Source organism: Helicobacter salomonis (genome assembly GCF_900197775.1).
In the GTDB taxonomy this organism is placed as follows: domain Bacteria; phylum Campylobacterota; class Campylobacteria; order Campylobacterales; family Helicobacteraceae; genus Helicobacter; species Helicobacter salomonis.
On the sequence record NZ_FZMA01000021.1, the window covers coordinates 17,784 to 35,241 of the forward strand.

The following is a 17,458-nucleotide window of genomic DNA, read 5'->3' on the forward strand; positions in this document are numbered from 1 at the left end:
TTATAGCAAACTCGCTTGCGCCACACTCTCTTTGGCAATTTGGGTGATTTGATCCCATTGGGCATGGGCTAGCAACTCTTTGGGAGTAAGCCATGAGCCCCCCACACAAGAAACATTATCTAGGGCTAGATAATTGTGCATATTCTCTAAACTGATTCCCCCAGTGGGGCAGAATTGCACCCCCTTAAAAGGCGCACTAAAGGATTTGAGCAATTTCACCCCCCCCACCGCTTCAGCCGGGAAGAGTTTTAACGCCTCAAAGCCATATTCTAAGGCTAACATCAATTCCCCCGCACTGGCTACCCCCGGAATAAGGGGAATATCCACCCCTTTGGCTTCTTGGGCGAATTTGGCATTAATCCCCGGGCTGATAGCAAAGCGCGCCCCTGCCTTTTTAACCTGTTCCAACATAGAAACATTTAAGATTGTGCCCGCGCCCACAATTGCCTCGGGGACTTCTTGGGCAATGCGCGCGATCCCCTCCAGCGCACCCTGTGTGCGCAAAGTAATCTCTAAAATCTTAATCCCTCCTTTTAGAAGGGCTCGGGCTAGAGGCACACCCTGCTTGGGGTCTTCAAGGGTGATCACAGGGATAAGTGGACCGGTATTTAAAATCTCTTTAGCTTGCATGGCATTCTCCTTAATTTCCAAAACTAGTTGCCCCAGTTTCTGCACTGGTGGCTACACTTCTAAAGCCGGCAAAGAGCTCGCGTCCACTGCCAAAATGATCGCGTGAAGTGGGTTTAGGCGTCCTTGCCTGCCACTCTGTAGGTTCTACAAGGGCCTCTAAAATCCCCTCTTTAGCATCTAAGAGCACCTCATCGCCCTCTTGCAAGAGCGCGATCGCCCCGCCCAGAAGAGCTTCAGGGCTTAGATGAATAGCCGCGGGTACTTTGCCCGATGCTCCACTCATACGCCCATCGGTGATCAACGCCACCTTAAAGCCCTGATCTTGGAGTGTGCCTAAAATGGGGGTGAGTTTGTGTAGCTCGGGCATGCCATTGGCACGCGGACCCTGGTAGGGTAACACCGCGATAAAATCGCGATTCAAATCCCCCCGTTTAAAGCGATCTGAAAACTCTTGTTGGGAGTGGAATACAAGGGCAGGAGCTTGGATTCTTTGGTGTTCTGGAGCAACTGCGGAGATTTTGATCACCGCACGCCCCAAATTCCCCTTGAGTGTCCTTAGTCCTCCATCTACACTAAAGGGCTCTTTTACAGGGCGCACAATATTGGTGTCTAAACTCTCTAACACGCCCTCTTTGTAAGTGAGTTTGTCCTCTAGCAAATAAGGGTTTTGAGTGTAGGCGTGCAAGCCCTCTCCCATGATCGTCTCACAATCCTCATGCAAGAGTCCCGCACTCAAGAGTTCGCGCACCACAAAGGCTAACCCTCCGGCTGCCTCAAATTGGTTCACATCGGCTTTACCATTGGGATAGACACGCGCTAAAAGGGGAGTCATCTGAGAGATCGCGTCGAAATCATCCCAATTAATGATAATCCCTGCGGCCTTGGCAATCGCTACAAGATGGATGGTGTGATTAGTTGAGCCTCCTGTCGCCATCAAGCCCACCATCGCGTTGACAATATTCTTTTCGCTCAGCAACACTCCAATGGGTTTAACCTCTTGGGTAGCCATATGCGTAGCAGCTGCTTTAACTAATGCTTGCCTTAAGGAGGTAGTAGGATTGATAAAGGCAGAATTTGGTAGGTGCAAGCCCATGAGCTCCACCATCATTTGGTTGGAATTAGCCGTACCATAGAAAGTACAAGTGCCCACAGAGTGGTAAGATTGCATCTCACTTTCTAAAAGCGCATCCCTAGAGATTTTGCCCTGAGCAAAGAGTTCGCGCGTTTTAGACTTTTGTGCGTTAGAAATCCCACTACTCATCGGCCCTGAGGGCACAAAAATGCTAGGCAAATGCCCAAACTGAAGCGCACCAATGAGCAAGCCGGGCACAATTTTATCACACACTCCTAAGTAAAACGCTCCATCAAAGACATTATGAGAAAGGGCAACCGCAGTGCTCATCGCGATCACATCGCGCGAAAAGAGGCTAAGTTCCATGCCCTCATACCCTTGCGTGATCCCATCACACATGGCGGGTACTCCTCCAGCAAATTGTGCGCTCAAACCATACCTAACTAGCTCCTCTTTGATGAGATCGGGGTAGGTTTTAAAAGGCTGGTGAGCAGATAGCATGTCATTGTAGGCCGAAACAATGGCGAAATTGCGCCTTTGGGTGTCTTTGATAGTGTCCTTAAGATGAGCGGGTAGGCTAGCATAAGTGTGCGCTAAGTTCGCACAACCCAAATCTTTGCGTGCAATTTTGCCTTGATGTTGCGTAACGCGTTCTAAATAGGCTTGACGGGTGGGCTTGCTACGCTCCATGATAAGTTTTGTAACATGCTCGAGAGCTTTTAGTGCCATAGATGATCCTTGTATGTCTTGTGTATGTCCAAAGTATGCTATCTTTTTGGTAAAAATATCCCATGTCCTAAATGGGCTTAGAAGGATTTTAATGCGTGAGGGTCATTTTATTTTACTAGGCGCAACGGGGGATTTAGCTTTGCGTAAGATTTTCCCCGCCCTCTATAGAGCTTATAAGGATCAGTTATTAGTCCCTAGTATTTTAGCTACGGGGCGTTCGCGCCTTAGTCGCGAGGAATTTCTACATTTATTAGACACCAAGACAAAGCCTCATCTCAAAAATCTTGATTTGGTATTGTGGGAAAATTTTACCCAGCATATTGAATATGTACCGATGGACTTAACCCAAGCCCAGGATTTTAAAGCTCTCACGCAAAAGCCCCTTCACCCCAATACGCTCATTTATTTTTCCATCGCTCCAGAGTTTTTTGCGATCGCTTGCGCGCATTTGGCGCAGGTGGGACTGAACGCCCCCCAAGTTAAGATTGTGTTAGAAAAGCCCTTAGGGGTGGATCTGCACTCCGCGCGCGCGATTCACAAGAGTATTGCCAAGCACTACCAGGAAAGCCAAATTTATCGCATCGATCACTATTTGGGTAAGCAGAGCGTGCAAAATCTCTTGGGTCTGCGCGTCTCTAATCCCTGGCTTCAAGCCCTTTGCAATCATGGTCATGTTGATCATGTGCAAATTAGCGTGTGCGAAACCTTGGGGGTGGAGAGTCGAGGGGGCTTTTACGACCCCATGGGGGCACTGCGTGACATGCTTCAAAACCACATGCTCCAAATGCTCGCCCTACTCACCATGCCCCTACCCTCAAACTTAGATGCCTCCTCCATCCGCAAAGCTAAACTCTCTTTACTCCAAAGCCTCAAACCCTTAGATGACCAAGCGGTGCGCCACCAAGTAGTGCGCGCTCAATACAGCGCAAATGATGCACTAGTGGGCTATAGGCAAGAATCCCATGTCAATCCACAAAGCCAAACTGAAACCTTTGTCGCGCTCAAACTAGAAATTGATCGCCCCGAATGGGTGGATGTGCCCTTTTATCTGCGCACAGGCAAGCGCATGGGGGGTTCTTTCGTGCAAGTGGTAGTTGGTTTTAAAGGGGACAACTCTCTAGTCTTTAACATCCAACCCAACCCAGCTATTTGGCTGAGTCTGCATGCCAATGCTCCCATCGTATTGCAAAGTGCACTAGAAGGTGGCATGGACGCTTACCAACGCCTCATCTTAGATGCCTTTGACTCCAACCAAAGTGCGTTCAACCACCAAGACGAGTTAGAGGCTGCTTGGGTGTGGCTTGATCCCATCTTGCAAGCATGGCAAGCCAATGAAACCCCCTTGTATTTCTACCCAGCGGGGAGTTTTGGTCCCAAAGAGGCTTTTGATCTGCTGGAGAAGGAGGGGCGTGCGTGGTTTTGAATTTTTTAGAACTTACCGATATGGGTACTCCTCAAGGATACCTAGATAGTTTTGGATGCCATGCTAGTGCATTCACGGATGATCTAGATTATCTTTATGCCACAGACGATCACCAAATCCATATCGCCTTTTCGGGAGGCAAAAGCCCGATCCCCTTTTTAGAGTATTTGGCAGGTCTCACTTGGTGGGATGAATACACTCTTGGTTTAGTCGACGATCGCATTGTCCCCCCTGATCACGAGGATAGCAATGCGCGTTTGATCCATAGGCATTTTTTAGATAAGGTGCGCTCTAAGTTTAACATTGATGTGCCCTTTACCCCCTTGGTTACAGATGCCAGCCTCCCTCCCGAGATGATCTTACAAAAGGCCCTGGAGAGTTACAAGCAACCCGATTTGGCACTGCTTGGCATGGGCTTGGACGGACACACCGCCTCGCTTTTCCCCGATGCACCTGAATACGAGCATGCCCTAAGCACCGCAGAGCCTCTTGTGCTCACCACGCCTCAAAATGCCCCCCACAAGCGCATTAGCATGAGTTTGCACGCTTTAGAGAGCTGTAAGGAATGCTGGTTACTCATCTCTGGAGAGGAAAAACGCAGGGTTTTTGATGAGGCTGCTAAGGGGATCAACCCCCAACTTCCCATTTCCTACATCTTACATTCTGAAAAGGTGAGTTGTAATGTCTTCTATACCCCATAAAACCTGCATTTGCCCAGAGAGTTATGATGATTGCGCTTTTTGAAGAACTTCCCGCCCAAAGACCTCAAGGGTCTGAGGATAGCTATATTAAGAGTGTAGCTTTCGGGATTTCAGGTTTTGCAAGCGATTGGCTCACCTTCCCTCCCATTCGACAAGATCATGTACGCATGGCTTTTTCTGGGGACAAAACACTCACCCCTTTATTAAAAGCACTAGCAGAGATCAACTCTTGGTGGGAGGGCTTTTCTATCTGTCTTGCAGATGAATGCGTGGTAGATAGAGATCATGAAGAGAGCGGTGCTAGATTGATTGAAGAGCATTTTTTAAAGAGGTGTAGGGCTCGATTCTGCGTGCCTCTGCCCTTTACCCCCCTTGTGTGCGATGCAACCCTGCCTTTAGAGACCATCTTCCAAGAAGCACTTTCTCAATACCAACAACCCGATTTAGCACTGCTTGGCATGGGTGCTGATGGGCACATCATCTCGCTTTTCCCCGATGCGCCTGAGTATGAGCATGCTATGAGTACCACCCAGCCCCTCGTGCTCACCACATCCAAAAACGACCCTTTTAAACGCTTGGGCATGTCTTTGAGCGCGCTTGAAAATTGTAAAAGCGTTTTTTTGTTCACCACTGGAGAAGAGAAAGGGGCTATGTTCGATCTAGCTAAAAAGCAGATCAACCCCCAACTTCCCATTTCTTATATCTTACATTCTGAAAAGGTTGAGTGCTTTGTCTTCTACATCCGATAAAACTTACCCCCGCCTGCTTGCCGACATTGGAGGCACGAACGCACGCTTTGGACTGGAGGTTGCTCCAGACAAGATTGAATGCATTGAAGTGTTACCTTGTCAAGATTATAACACCGTTGTTGACGCAATCAAAGCGTATTTGACTAAAGTCAGTAATCCCCCTGTGAAATACGCCGCAATCGCCATCGCTAACCCCGTCATGGGCGATTGGGTGCAAATGACTAACCATCACTGGGCGTTCTCCATTGAAACCACACGCCAAGCTCTCAAGCTAGAGGTGCTTATTTTGATCAATGACTTTACCGCCCAAGCCCATGCTATCTCTAAGATAGACCCTGAAGAGTTACTACAGGTGGGGGGAAATGTGTGTGGAATTGACGCGCCTAAAGTAGTGCTAGGACCGGGTACAGGTTTAGGGGTGAGTGCGCTCATTCCCTGCTGTGATGGTTCTTACACGGCTCTAGCTGGGGAAGGGGGGCATGTGAGCTTTGCGCCCTTTGATGATACCGAGATTATGATTTGGCATTATGCGCGTAAAAAATATGGACATGTGTCTGCTGAACGCTTTTTAAGCGGTGCAGGCTTAGTGCTTATCCATGCCGCCCTAGCTGATCGAGAGGGCGTTAAAGTCAATCATATGACCCCTGAGCTCATCAGCCAACAGGCACTCAGCGGTAAATCACCTCTATGTCGTCTTACTTTGGATATTTTTTGCACTATCTTAGGCACTGTGGCCTCCAACATGGCCTTGATTTTAGGTGCGCGTGGAGGAGTGTATCTGTGTGGAGGTATTATCCCGCGCTTTATTGATTATTTCAAAACCTCTCCCTTTCGCTTGCGCTTTGAAAATAAGGGGCGTTTTGCGGCGTATTTGGCGGCTATTCCCGTTTATGTGGTGTTGGCTAAACATCCGGGTATCAAGGGTGTAGCTGTGGCATTAGACAATCATTTAAAGGTTAAAGCATGAGTTTAACAGCCCTGAGCACTTTTAAAGCATTAGACGCGCATTTTGAGAATGTCAAAGAAGTGCACATGAAAGACATGTTCGCCAACGATCCGCAGCGCGCCACGCGCTATTTTCTCAAAGTGGGCAGTCTCTGTTTGGATTATTCTAAAAACCGCATCAATGATGAAACTTTGAAGCTTTTGAGAGATTTAGCTCAAGAGTGTGCTTTAGAGCGCAAGATTGAGGCGATGTTTTCGGGGGAAAAGATCAACGCTACAGAGGGACGCGCAGTGTTGCATACAGCTCTACGCAACCAGTCTCAAGAAAAAGTGAGGGTGGATGGGGAGGATGTGATGCCTAAAGTGCGCGATGTGCTTGCGCGCATGGCAGATTTTAGCGACGCTTTGCGCTGTGGGCGTTGGTTGGGCTATACCAATCAAATCATCACTGATGTGGTGAACATTGGTATCGGGGGCTCGGACTTGGGGGCACTCATGGTGTGCAAGGCCTTAAAGCGTTATGCTCACCCTAGACTTAACATGTATTTTGTCTCCAATGTGGATGGGATTCAGATTCAAAGTGTTCTGGATAAAATCCACCCTGAGACTACGCTGTTTATTGTCGCTTCTAAAACCTTTTCCACTCAAGAAACCTTGACAAATGCTCTGAGTGCGCGCGCGTGGTTCTTGGCCCACGCCCATGATGAAGTCCACATCGCCAAACATTTTGTGGCTGTTTCAACTAATAAGCAAGCCGTGCAAGACTTTGGAATCGACACCAAAAACATGTTTGAGTTTTGGAATTGGGTAGGCGGGCGCTATAGTCTGTGGTCAGCCATTGGACTCTCTATCATGATCTATTTGGGTAAGGAGAATTTTCAAGAACTGCTAGAAGGCGCATTTGAGATGGATACGCATTTCAGGAGCACCCCCTTTGAGCACAATATGCCCGTAATTTTGGCTTTGCTAGGGGTTTGGTATGTGAACTTCTTTGATGCAGGTAGTCACTTAATCGCTCCCTACGATCAGTATTTGCGCTATCTTCCTCGATTTATCCAACAATTAGACATGGAGAGCAATGGCAAGCGCACCACACTTAAGGGCGAGGTGGTCAATTACGATACAGGGCCCATTATTTGGGGAGATTTGGGCATTAACTCCCAACACGCCTTTTTTCAATTATTGCATCAGGGCACGCATTTAACCCCTATTGATTTTATCGCTTCTTTGAGCAAAGAGGGTAATTTACCCGGCCACCATGAAATTTTGCTGAGTAATGTCTTTGCCCAGGCAGAGGCCTTTATGAAGGGCAAGGATTACCAAGAAGCCTATGCACAGCTCATAGAAAAGGGTGTGCCTCCTGAACAGGCCTGCGTCATTGCGCCTCACCGAGTTTTTTCAGGCAATCGTCCCAGCAATGTGCTCTTGTTAGATGCCATTACTCCTAAGAGCATTGGGAATCTGGTTGCCCTTTATGAGCATAAAATTTTTGTGCAGGGAGCCATTTGGGATATTAATAGCTTTGATCAATGGGGTGTGGAATTAGGTAAAGAGCTAGCTAAGGATATTTTGGTCCAGCTGCGAGAGGGGAACGCGCAGAGCTTCCATGATAGCTCGACACAACACTTAATCAACCTCTATAAAATCTACAACAAAGGAGTTTTACATGCAGACCAAGAGTAATAATTTCGCCCTGGCTACCCTGACGGCATTGTTTTTTATGATGGGTTTCATTACAGTGCTCAATGACATTTTGATTCCCCATCTTAGGAAGATATTCGATCTCAACTATTTTGAAGCTGCATTGGTACAATTTTGTTTTTTTGGAGCTTATTTTATCACGGGGGGATTTTTTGGAAAATTGCTCGATAAGATCGGCTATCCAGCTGGGGTAGTGGGGGGGTTTTTACTCACCGCTTTGGGCTGTGTGCTTTTCTACCCCGCCGCTTCTACGGCTTCCTATCCTATCTTTCTGGGCGCGCTCTTTGTCTTAGCCAGTGGAGTCGTGCTCTTGCAAACAGCGGGCAACCCCTTTGTTACTTTGCTATCGCCAGGTAAGGAAGCGAGTGCGCTCACGCTAGTGCAGGCTTTCAACTCGTTAGGCACATTCTTAGGACCACACTTTGGTGCCCTGCTCATCATTGCGGACACAGCAGAAATGGTCGATAAGGTTAAAGGTGCGCAATCTGTGCAAATTCCTTATCTGATGATTGCGGGCGTGGCCGTTCTGCTCGCTGTGGTGATTTATCTACTCAAATTGCCCGATGTGCGTGAACGCGCTGAACAAATCAGCGAAGAAAACCACGATGGTAAACAGAGCATGTTTGAGTATTCTCATTTAGTGCTTGGAGCTTTGGCGATTTTCTTTTATGTGGGTGCGGAAGTGTCCATTGGATCGTTCTTGGTCCTCACTATGGAAAAAGTGGCCAGCATGGATGCCAAGACCAGTGCGCACTACATCAGCTTCTATTGGGGTGGGGCGATGGTGGGGCGCTTCATCGGGAGCGCGATTATGTCTAAAATTGCGCCCAATAAATGTTTAGCCTTTAATGCAATCACTAATGTGGTGTTGCTTATCTTGGCGATTGTTTTTGATAGCCATGTAACGATTTATTTCTTACTTGCCATCGGACTCTTCAACTCCATCATGTTCCCCACTATTTTCTCCTTAGCGACTAAAAATCTAGGCAAGTTCACCAGTCAAGCTTCTGGACTTATCTGTATTGCCATTGTCGGGGGCGCACTCGTGCCTCCTGTACAGGGAATTGTTGCTGACTACATGGGGCTTATCACCTCTTATCTCGTTCCCATGGTTTGCTATTTCTACATCGTTTTCTTTGCCATTCAAGGCTATAAAGTGATCACAGACAAGGAAGAGATGGTATAACCATAGATCTCACAGGCATAACAGCCCTTCTACAGGAGTCTATAAGGCTAGCACCAGCATGGCTGTGCTAATATTTGTGCAATCAAGGGGTAATACCCTTGGGGTTGGGGCATCAACCTTTGGAATAGGGAACGTAAGACTCCAAACGGAGCTGTCCTGCTTGAAGCCGCGATCTCCACTAAAGTTAGAATCCCCTAACTTTAGTTATGGGAGAGTATGTCAAAGGAGTCTGTAAAAGCCACCCCTCCTTGGGTGGGTAAGTAGGATGCACAGGTTCTGCGATCTGTAGGATTTGACGGGTGTTCTAATCAATTCCCAGTATCTGCTGTAATTGTGCCTCCTCTATGATGGCAATACCCTGTATCCGTGCTTGCTCTAACTTGCTTCCCGGATTAGCACCACACAATAAGAAATCAGTCTTACTGCTCAAATGGTTTTTGACCTGCGCGCCTAACTCTTCTAATTGTTGAGTCAGCTTTTGCCTAGAGATTGCAAAGCTCCCTGTGATGACGATGATCTTGCTCTTGAAGAAATGATTTGGAGAATCTTGAGAGATGGGGGCGGTGGGCTGGATGATCTGCATTAAATGCGCGATGAGTTCTTGATTAGCCTGCACAAACTCCCAGAAAGATTGCGCGCTTTTATAATCCCCTTTTTGATCCTCTTTGACTCCTTGAAACACCTGCTGGAAGGCGCGTTGATACCCTTGGTAATCTTGCTTAAAAACTTCCAAGCCTAGAACATCTGCGAGCTTTTTACTCGCTCCTTTACCGATATTGCCAATGCCTAAAGCGCTGATCAAGCGCCATAGGGGAGTGTGCCTGGTTTTGGCAATGGCATTTAAGAGATTTTGAGCACGCTTTTGCTTCCAGCCCTCCAGTTTGAGCAAATCTTCTAGTTGCAAAGTATAGAGGTCGCTAATTTGACTAATTAATTTAGCCTCTAGCAATTGTTTAACCACTTTATCTCCCAACCCGGCGATCTCTAAGCCTTGTTTGGAGGCAAAATAGACCAAGCTGGCATGCAATTTTGCACTGCAAGAGGGGTTAGCACAGCAGAGCGCGCGCGGGTAAGTTGAGAGGTCTAAATTGCAACGGTAGCAATAAGGTCTGTATTCTAAAGCCCCAAGACATACAGAGCAGACAAGCGGAAAGGCAGAATGTGCGCAATTAGGGCATGCACGCGCGCGTGAGCTGATGAGGTGATCGCACTTGGGGCAGGTATGGTGGCGGTGCATAAAAAGCGCACATGTAGGGCAGAAATTAGGCTTATCCTTTAAGAGTAGAGATAAATGGCATTGGGGACAGATATTAAGAGGTTGTTGTTCTAAAACACTTTGGCATGCTGGGCAGTGGCTGGGGGGAATGATGGGTTTTTGACTGCCATCACGCAGATGGGTTAAGGGTTTGATCACTTGGGGGATTACATCTCCACTTCTGAGCACTACCACCATATCATTCAGCTGAAGGTCTTTTTGTTGGATATCTGTATAGCTATTCAAAGTAGCGCGCGCAATCTGTGCCCCGTCTAAATTCACGGGCTCTAAACACGCCACAGGTGTGATCGCTCCGCTACGCCCCACCTGCGCGATAACCTCTAACAAGCGGGTGTGTTTTTCATTGGCTGGGAACTTATAGGCAATAGCAAAGCGCGGGGCTTTGAGAGTGAAGCCTAAATCGTTTTGCATACCAAAGTCATCTACTACCACTACCATGCCATCCATCGCCATTTTGGCATGCTTTCTTTGGGCATATAATTCCATGTAGACTTTTTGGATGTCCTCTATACTCTCACAAAGGCTAAAGGGCATGGGCAAGAAGTGATTTTCTAACAAAAGATCCATCATAGCTTTAAAACTAGATAAAGTGGGGGTGCAACGCCCTAAACCCCAGGGGGTGAAACTCAGCTTGCGCCTGGCACTCACGCGCGCATCAAGTTGGCGCAAACTCCCTGCAGCAGCGTTGCGCGCATTAGCAAAGAGGGGCTGATTTTGCGCAAGTCTTTCTTGGTTGAGCTTTTCAAAATCGCTATGTTCGATCCCCACCTCTCCGCGAATTTCTAGGGGGCTTGTGTGAGTAATGCGCAAAGGAATGGAGGGAATGGTTTTAGCGATGTGGGTAACTAATTCCCCCTCTACACCATTGCCCCTTGTGGCAGCACTGATTAACCTGCCTTGATCATAAAAGAGATTGAGAGACACTCCATCAAGCTTAGGCGAACAGGTGAAGCGGGCATGCGGATAAACCTTGAGAATGCGCGTGATCCAAGTTTGCAAACCCTCTACATCAAAGACATTATCTAAACTCCACATACGCTCTAGGTGTGTGTGTTTGGGCAAATAAGAGAGCAAGGCATCGCCCACGCGTTGGGTGGGAGAGTGTTCCAAAATCTGCTCGGGGTGGGTGCGTTCATAATCCTTGATCTGCTGGTAGAGTGTGTCATACTCAAAATCGCTAATGAGCGGATCGTCTAACACATAGTAATGGTGGGCGTATTTGCAGGCGCGCTCTACACAAGCTTGATAGTCTTGAAAAGTTTGTATCATTGTCCAGTCTTTGCTATAATGGCGGGCATTGTAGCGGAGTTTAGGTTAAGAGAAAGGATGAGCTTGATTGGCGATGTGGATTCTAGCATTTCTTTGCACCTGAATAACGAGGCGCAGTTCCTATGTTTTACACTCAGCGATGATAGCGGTAATAATGCTGAGCTCTATGGGATCAATATTTTTAAAATCCGTGAGATCATTTATTATGATGGAGATGTGACCGAAACTGTGGGGGGCAATGAGAGCATGATGTTAGGATTTTTGACTATTCGGGGGGAGTCCGTGCCTCTCATCGATGTGAAGCGCTGGCTTCATTATGAGCCTAGCGATCCTGATCGCGATCTCAGTGGCGTGTCTGTGCAAAGCAAGGAAAATTTGGTGATTGTGTGCGAGTTTTCCAGCTGTGTAGTGGGATTGAAAATCTTCGCCATTAAGCGCATTGTGCACAAGAGTTGGGGAGATATAAGCGTGGGGGACAAACAGGGCTTTGGAGCGGGGGGTAAGGTGAGCGCGATCACGCGCTTTGAGCAGGATAGAGTGATTCAGATTTTAGATGTGGAGCGTATGCTGGTAGATACTTTTCCAGACTTACAGGAACTCAATCGACTCAAGGCGCAGTTTGTGGAGGCCATCAAGAGCGATAAGCTGATCTTAATTGCCGAGGATTCCCAAGTGGCAATGAAAAACCTAGAGCGAATCGTGGGGAATTTAAATCTCAGATACGAGGCTTTCCCTAATGGCGAGGCGTTGCTCAAACGGCTTTTTGCAGACAAGATGATCGAGCATGTGGGGGCGATCATCACCGATTTAGAAATGCCCATGGTGTCTGGGTTTGAAGTGCTCAAGCGAATCAAAGAGGACGCACGCACCAAGCACTTGCCCGTCATTATCAATTCTTCTATGAGTAGCGAGTCGAATAAACAGCTTGCTGATTCTCTGCATGCCGATGGGTTTGTTATCAAATCCCACCCGGATGAAATCCGCGAACTCTTGCACGCATATTTACAAGTCTGAATAAAAGGAAATTGATGTTAAGGACACATTTATGTGCCCAAGTGGGCGAAGCGCTGCTGGGACAACGCGTAGAGCTGTGTGGGTGGTGTCATAATTACCGCGATCATGGGGGGGTGATCTTCATCGATCTACGTGATAAAAGCGGGTTAGTGCAATTGGTGTGCGATCCGCAATCTGCGGCTTATGAAGTGGCTAATTTAGTGCGCCATGAGTTTGTGCTCATCGCTAAGGGTGTGGTGCGCGCGCGTGCGCAAGGGCTGGAAAATCCCAAACTCAAAACGGGCAAAATTGAGGTGGTGCTAGAGAGCTTGCATATTGAAAATAAAAGCCTCACTCCTCCTATTGCTATAGGGGATTCAAGTGTGAATGAGGATTTACGCCTGCAATACCGCTTTTTAGATTTACGCTCCCCTAAAAGTTATGAGATTTTTAAAATGCGTAGCCGTGTGGCTAAAGCCGTGCGCGATTGCTTAGACTCTTTGGACTTCTTAGAGATGGAAACCCCTATGCTAGCCAAAACCACCCCAGAGGGGGCTAGAGATTTTCTTATCCCTAGTCGCGTGCATGATGGCGCATTTTTTGCCCTGCCTCAAAGCCCCCAGCTCTTCAAACAGCTTTTAATGGTCGCGGGCATGGACCGCTACTATCAGATAGTCAAGTGCTTTAGAGATGAGGATTTGCGCGCGGATCGCCAGCCTGAGTTTACCCAAGTGGATGTGGAAATGAGTTTTTGCACCCAAGAGGATGTCCTAGAAGTGGCCGAAACTCTATTACAAGCTGTCTTTAAAAGCGTGGGAGTGGAGGTTGCTACTCCTTTTGCGCGCCTAGATTACATGGAGGCAATGGAAAAATACGGGAGTGATAAACCCGATTTGCGCTTTGAGCTGCCCTTAGTAGAAGTGGGTGATCTCTTTGTACAGAGCAGTAATGAGATTTTTAAAAGCATTGCTAACGATCCTAAAAAGAATCGCTTTAAAGCCCTGCGCGTGCCCGGGGGGGATAGCTTTTGTAGTCGTAAGTATTTGAGCGAGGCGGAAAGCTTTGTGCGTAGCTTTGGGGCACAGGGGTTAGCCTATTTACAAATCAAGCCTGAGGGGGCTAAGGGACCCTTAGTGAAATTCTTAAGTGAAGCACACTTGCAAGAGCTCTTAGCGCGCACACGGGTACAGGTGGGAGATATTCTCTTTTTTGGCGCGGGGGCTAAAAAGGTCGTTTGGGATTACATGGGGCGTCTGCGCTTGAAACTCGCTCAAGATTTAGGACTGATTAATGCAGATGCCTTTAATCTCTTATGGGTGGTGGATTTCCCTATGTTTGAGAGCGCAGAGGGTAAACTCAGCGCAGCACATCATCCCTTTACCATGCCCAAAGACCTAGATAATGAGGATTTAGAGGAGATGCGCTCGATTGCCTATGACATCGTGCTCAATGGGGTTGAATTGGGCGGGGGGAGTGTGCGCATCCATAAAGAGGAAGTGCAGGCCAAAGTGTTCGAGCTACTGGGCATTAGCCAGCAGGAAGCCCAAGAAAAATTTGGCTTCTTTTTAGAGGCATTGCAATATGGTGCACCCCCCCATGCGGGCTTTGCTCTAGGGTTAGATCGCCTTGTGATGTTGCTTGCCAAAGTGCCCAGTATCCGCGATGTGATCGCCTTTCCCAAAACTCAAAAAGCCACCTGCCTACTCAGCCAAGCCCCCAGCGAGGCTTCTGAGGAGCAGTTAAGAGAATTGCATATCCGCTTAAGAAACCCTAAAAGGAAACACCCATGAAACACCTATTTTTGATCATCGGCGCGCCCGGGAGTGGTAAAACCACAGACGCACAGCTTATTGCACAGCGCAATAGTGCTAATATGGTGCACTATTCTACCGGCGACCTCTTGCGCGCAGAAATTGCTAAGGGAAGTGAGCGCGGGCTACGCATTGCTGAGTTCACCAACAAGGGCGATCTCGTGCCCTTAGATATTGTGATTGATACGATCATCAGCGCGATTAAAAGCGCGCCTAAGGATGTGGTGATCATTGATGGCTATCCGCGCAGTGTGGAGCAAATGCAAGCCCTAGATCGCATGCTCAAAGCACAAGAGGAAGTGCGCTTAAAGGGCGTGGTGGAGGTCAAGGTGAGCGAGCCGGTAGCTAGAGAGCGCGTTTTGGGGCGCTCAAGGGGAGATGATGATAATTTAGAGGTCTTTAACAAGCGCATGCAGGTGTATACTCAACCCCTAGAGAGTATCTTAGAGTTTTATAAAGCCCTTGAGGTGCACCAAGAAATCAATGGTGAACGAGGCATTGAAGAAATTGTGAACGATGTTGAAAGCTACATTAAAAATAATCTATAAGGACACATATGCAAATCCAGTACATTAAAATCGGCAAAAATCCCGATGCGATCAATGCGATCATTGAAATTCCCTATGGCTCGCATGTCAAATACGAGGTAGACAAGGACAGCGGCGCAGTGGTGGTCGATCGCGTGCTCTACCCCTCTATGGTTTACCCTGCCAACTACGGCTTTGTGCCCCATACTTTGGGGGGCGATGGCGACCCAGCCGATATTTTGGTGCTCAATGAAGACCCTCTGCAAGCGGGGAGCGTGATCAAATGCCGCCTAATCGGAGTGTTGTTCATGGAAGATGAGGGCGGAGTGGATGAAAAACTCTTAGCCCTCCCCGTAGAGAAAATCGATCCGCGCTATGCTAAAATCCAAAGTCTAGAGGATTTACCCCCCATCACCCTAGAGAAGATCAAACATTTCTTTGAAACTTACAAAGATTTGGAAAAAGACAAATGGGTCAAGGTGAAGGGCTTTGGCAACAAAGCCCAAGCCCAAGAGGTGCTGGAACAAGCCATAGATCATTGTCAAAAGTCAAAAAAGTAAATCATGCCTCCCAGGGGGAGGGCCAGCATTACTTCATCTACGCTCTCAGATCTCAGCCTTAGGCGACTGATTAGGGCATATTCTCTATAGTGTATTTGTAGCGCTGTTTCTCCAACTCAAGCTGGAGTTGCCGTTTCTCTTCTTGAAGTAAGTTTTCTTGACCTTTGAGTTTTTGGATGGCGCGACTGGTGTAGTAAATGTTATTGGTCAAATATATTTTGGGGGTCAAGAGCACCAAAGAGAGTATCAAGCCCATCACACTCAAGAATAACCACGCCACAGAGATACCCTGTCTTTCTGTGGCCTCCTCGCTAAAAAGCGCGTCTCTCTCCTTTGCGCTGGTGCGCAAACGGCGCTCTTCTAAATGCTCTTCTTCTATAGCAAGTGTGTGTGACATATTCAACCTTGAAAATGAAAAATGCGCATTTTAGCACTCCGCGACCGGGGATTTTGCTGTAACTCCAACATGCTTGGAGTGATAGGTTTCTTGGTGAGGCATTGCCCATAAGACTTAGCGAATTCTTTAAAAGCATGTTTGACCTGTCTATCTTCCAGAGAATGGAAAGAGATAATAGTCAATAAGGCGTGTTTTAAATTTTTGGCGTAATTTAAAAGCGCGCGCAAGTTGCCCATTTCATCATTGACCTCCATGCGGATGGCTTGAAACACTAGGGTTGCAGGGTGGTGTTTATGGCGCTTGAGGTGTGTACTCAAAAAACTTGCCAAGTCTTTGGCATCTTGAAATACGCGTTGGTGTCGCCTTTGAACAATGAGAGAGGCAATTTTTTTAGCACCTCGCACTTCCCCCCTCTCTAGCACACGCTCTAACTCATAAAGGCTGTAACGATTGACCACTTTATACGCATCTAGGGACGCATCAATGTCCATGCGCATATCCAAGGTGGAGGAATCAAAACCAAAGCCTCTTGTGCTGGTATCTAGTTGCAAAGAGCTTACCCCCAAGTCCGCTAATACCCCATCACAACGCTCCCATATTCCCTCTTGGACTAGCTGAGAGATGACATCTTGGTAAGTGCCATGGTAGTAAGTAAAACGGGGCATATAGGTTTCCAGTCGTTGCTTGGCCAAGGTACTGGCCTCTCTGTCGCGATCAATCCCAATAATGCGTAGATGGGGATAGGCTTGCAATAACGCTAGAGCATGTCCACCCAAACCCAAAGTGCAATCGATCAAAATAGGGTTTTGAATGTAAGAGAGAGGTGTGTAAGCCTCGATCACTTCTTGAAGTAAAACACTTTGATGCATGCAGTCCTTTACTTTGGTGGCATGGGCATAAGCCGAGTTCTGTCGTGGGTGGTTATTTATCTAGGATGGGTTTTGCAACCCACCTCATGCGAAGTGCTACGCTTAAGACTCTACCACGCACTTCTTGCTACGGATTGGGTTTACCTAGCCAGCCCCAATCGCTTGGGGTGCGGTGGGCTCTTACCCCGCCTTTTCACCCTTACTCTAGTCGAGCGGTTTATTTCTGTGGCACTTTCCCTTAGCTTACGCTAGCCATTCGTTAAATGGAATCCCGTCTTATGTAGCTCGGACTTTCCTCTCTAAAAAACTTTTAGAGCAACCACCGCCCATGCGGGCGCGATTCTAACTAAAATTAGCTTAATCTACTCGTTAATAGAGATTTAATAGGTATATTGGTTTTGAGTTTAGATTTCCAAATTAATCCAGGGGTGTTTCTGGCTTTAAGATGGTCTTCTCCACTTGTGCCTTTTCGGGCTAATTTTAAGCCCATATACAGAGAATTTAAGGCAGAATGCCTGCGCAGAGTTGGCTGTGGTGTGTTTTTTATCCCTTGCTGCCCGGGCTGGTATGATTGTCTTGGGTGTGTCTATTTCTAATCAAATTCAACCCTAGCACACGGG

At 47.6% G+C, this 17,458-nt stretch carries 15 protein-coding genes and 1 other RNA gene; 10 read left to right on the forward strand and 6 right to left on the reverse strand.

The genetic code is table 11. The features are described from left to right. A complete protein-coding gene (locus C6H04_RS04290; protein WP_104732415.1) occupies nt 1-630 on the reverse strand; it encodes a bifunctional 4-hydroxy-2-oxoglutarate aldolase/2-dehydro-3-deoxy-phosphogluconate aldolase in 630 nt (209 codons plus the stop codon). 10 nt (nt 631-640) lie between these two features. Next, a complete protein-coding gene (gene edd / locus C6H04_RS04295) occupies nt 641-2,431 on the reverse strand; it encodes a phosphogluconate dehydratase (protein ID WP_104732416.1) in 1,791 nt (596 codons plus the stop codon). 91 nt (nt 2,432-2,522) lie between these two features. On the opposite strand from edd, the gene zwf reads away from it, so the two are divergent. Genes zwf through C6H04_RS04325 form a run of 6 tightly spaced genes read left to right on the forward strand, consistent with a single transcriptional unit; the run spans nt 2,523 to nt 9,136 of the window. Beyond that, nucleotides 2,523-3,854: a glucose-6-phosphate dehydrogenase gene (zwf, locus tag C6H04_RS04300; protein WP_104732417.1), complete on the forward strand. Its 1,332-nt coding sequence runs from the start codon at nt 2,523-2,525 to the stop codon at nt 3,852-3,854. After that, nucleotides 3,851-4,555, forward strand: coding sequence for a 6-phosphogluconolactonase (gene pgl / locus C6H04_RS04305; protein ID WP_233711849.1), 705 nt, complete (start codon nt 3,851-3,853; stop codon nt 4,553-4,555). Before zwf ends, pgl (C6H04_RS04305) begins: the two co-directional genes overlap by 4 nt. 26 nt (nt 4,556-4,581) lie before the next feature. After that, on the forward strand, nt 4,582-5,304 hold the full coding sequence (gene pgl / locus C6H04_RS04310) for a 6-phosphogluconolactonase (protein WP_158653811.1): 723 nt from the start codon (nt 4,582-4,584) through the stop codon (nt 5,302-5,304). Further along, nucleotides 5,285-6,271: a glucokinase gene (locus tag C6H04_RS04315; RefSeq protein ID WP_199767081.1), complete on the forward strand. Its 987-nt coding sequence runs from the start codon at nt 5,285-5,287 to the stop codon at nt 6,269-6,271. The genes pgl (C6H04_RS04310) and C6H04_RS04315 overlap by 20 nt, the downstream gene beginning before the upstream one ends. Continuing rightward, nucleotides 6,268-7,932 (forward strand): glucose-6-phosphate isomerase, encoded by a 1,665-nt coding sequence (gene pgi, locus C6H04_RS04320; RefSeq protein WP_104732420.1) that lies wholly within the window; start codon nt 6,268-6,270, stop codon nt 7,930-7,932. Before C6H04_RS04315 ends, pgi begins: the two co-directional genes overlap by 4 nt. Beyond that, complete coding sequence (locus C6H04_RS04325) at nt 7,916-9,136, forward strand: sugar MFS transporter (RefSeq protein WP_104695553.1); 1,221 nt, start codon at nt 7,916-7,918, stop codon at nt 9,134-9,136. Before pgi ends, C6H04_RS04325 begins: the two co-directional genes overlap by 17 nt. A gap of 304 nt (nt 9,137-9,440) precedes the next feature. Here C6H04_RS04325 and ligA read toward each other — a convergent pair whose 3' ends face one another. Beyond that, on the reverse strand, nt 9,441-11,681 hold the full coding sequence (gene ligA, locus C6H04_RS04330) for an NAD-dependent DNA ligase LigA (protein ID WP_104732421.1): 2,241 nt from the start codon (nt 11,679-11,681) through the stop codon (nt 9,441-9,443). 63 nt (nt 11,682-11,744) lie between these two features. Between ligA and C6H04_RS04335 the strand changes: the two genes are divergently transcribed. Genes C6H04_RS04335 through ppa form a run of 4 tightly spaced genes read left to right on the forward strand, consistent with a single transcriptional unit; the run spans nt 11,745 to nt 15,572 of the window. Next, entirely contained in the window at nt 11,745-12,695 is a 951-nt protein-coding gene (locus tag C6H04_RS04335; RefSeq protein ID WP_104695584.1) for a chemotaxis protein, read from the forward strand. Nucleotides 12,696-12,709: 14 nt separating this feature from the next. Further along, a complete protein-coding gene (gene aspS / locus C6H04_RS04340; protein ID WP_104732422.1) occupies nt 12,710-14,464 on the forward strand; it encodes an aspartate--tRNA ligase in 1,755 nt (584 codons plus the stop codon). After that, nucleotides 14,461-15,033, forward strand: coding sequence for an adenylate kinase (locus tag C6H04_RS04345; protein WP_104695556.1), 573 nt, complete (start codon nt 14,461-14,463; stop codon nt 15,031-15,033). The genes aspS and C6H04_RS04345 overlap by 4 nt, the downstream gene beginning before the upstream one ends. 8 nt (nt 15,034-15,041) lie before the next feature. Next, nucleotides 15,042-15,572 carry an inorganic diphosphatase gene (ppa, locus tag C6H04_RS04350; RefSeq protein WP_104695557.1) on the forward strand — a complete coding sequence of 177 codons (531 nt, stop codon included), beginning with the start codon at nt 15,042-15,044 and terminating at the stop codon, nt 15,570-15,572. A 70-nt stretch (nt 15,573-15,642) separates the two neighbouring features. On the opposite strand, the gene C6H04_RS04355 is transcribed toward ppa, so the two are convergent. The 3 genes from C6H04_RS04355 to rnpB all read right to left on the reverse strand — a co-directional run bounded on the left by C6H04_RS04355 (nt 15,643) and on the right by rnpB (nt 17,172). Beyond that, complete coding sequence (locus C6H04_RS04355; protein WP_104695558.1) at nt 15,643-15,969, reverse strand: hypothetical protein; 327 nt, start codon at nt 15,967-15,969, stop codon at nt 15,643-15,645. 2 nt (nt 15,970-15,971) lie between these two features. Beyond that, on the reverse strand, nt 15,972-16,838 hold the full coding sequence (rsmH, locus tag C6H04_RS04360; protein ID WP_104732423.1) for a 16S rRNA (cytosine(1402)-N(4))-methyltransferase RsmH: 867 nt from the start codon (nt 16,836-16,838) through the stop codon (nt 15,972-15,974). A 13-nt stretch (nt 16,839-16,851) separates the two neighbouring features. After that, an RNA gene (gene rnpB, locus C6H04_RS04365) (RNase P RNA component class A) lies at nt 16,852-17,172 on the reverse strand. Between the last annotated feature and the right edge of the window lie 286 nt (nt 17,173-17,458).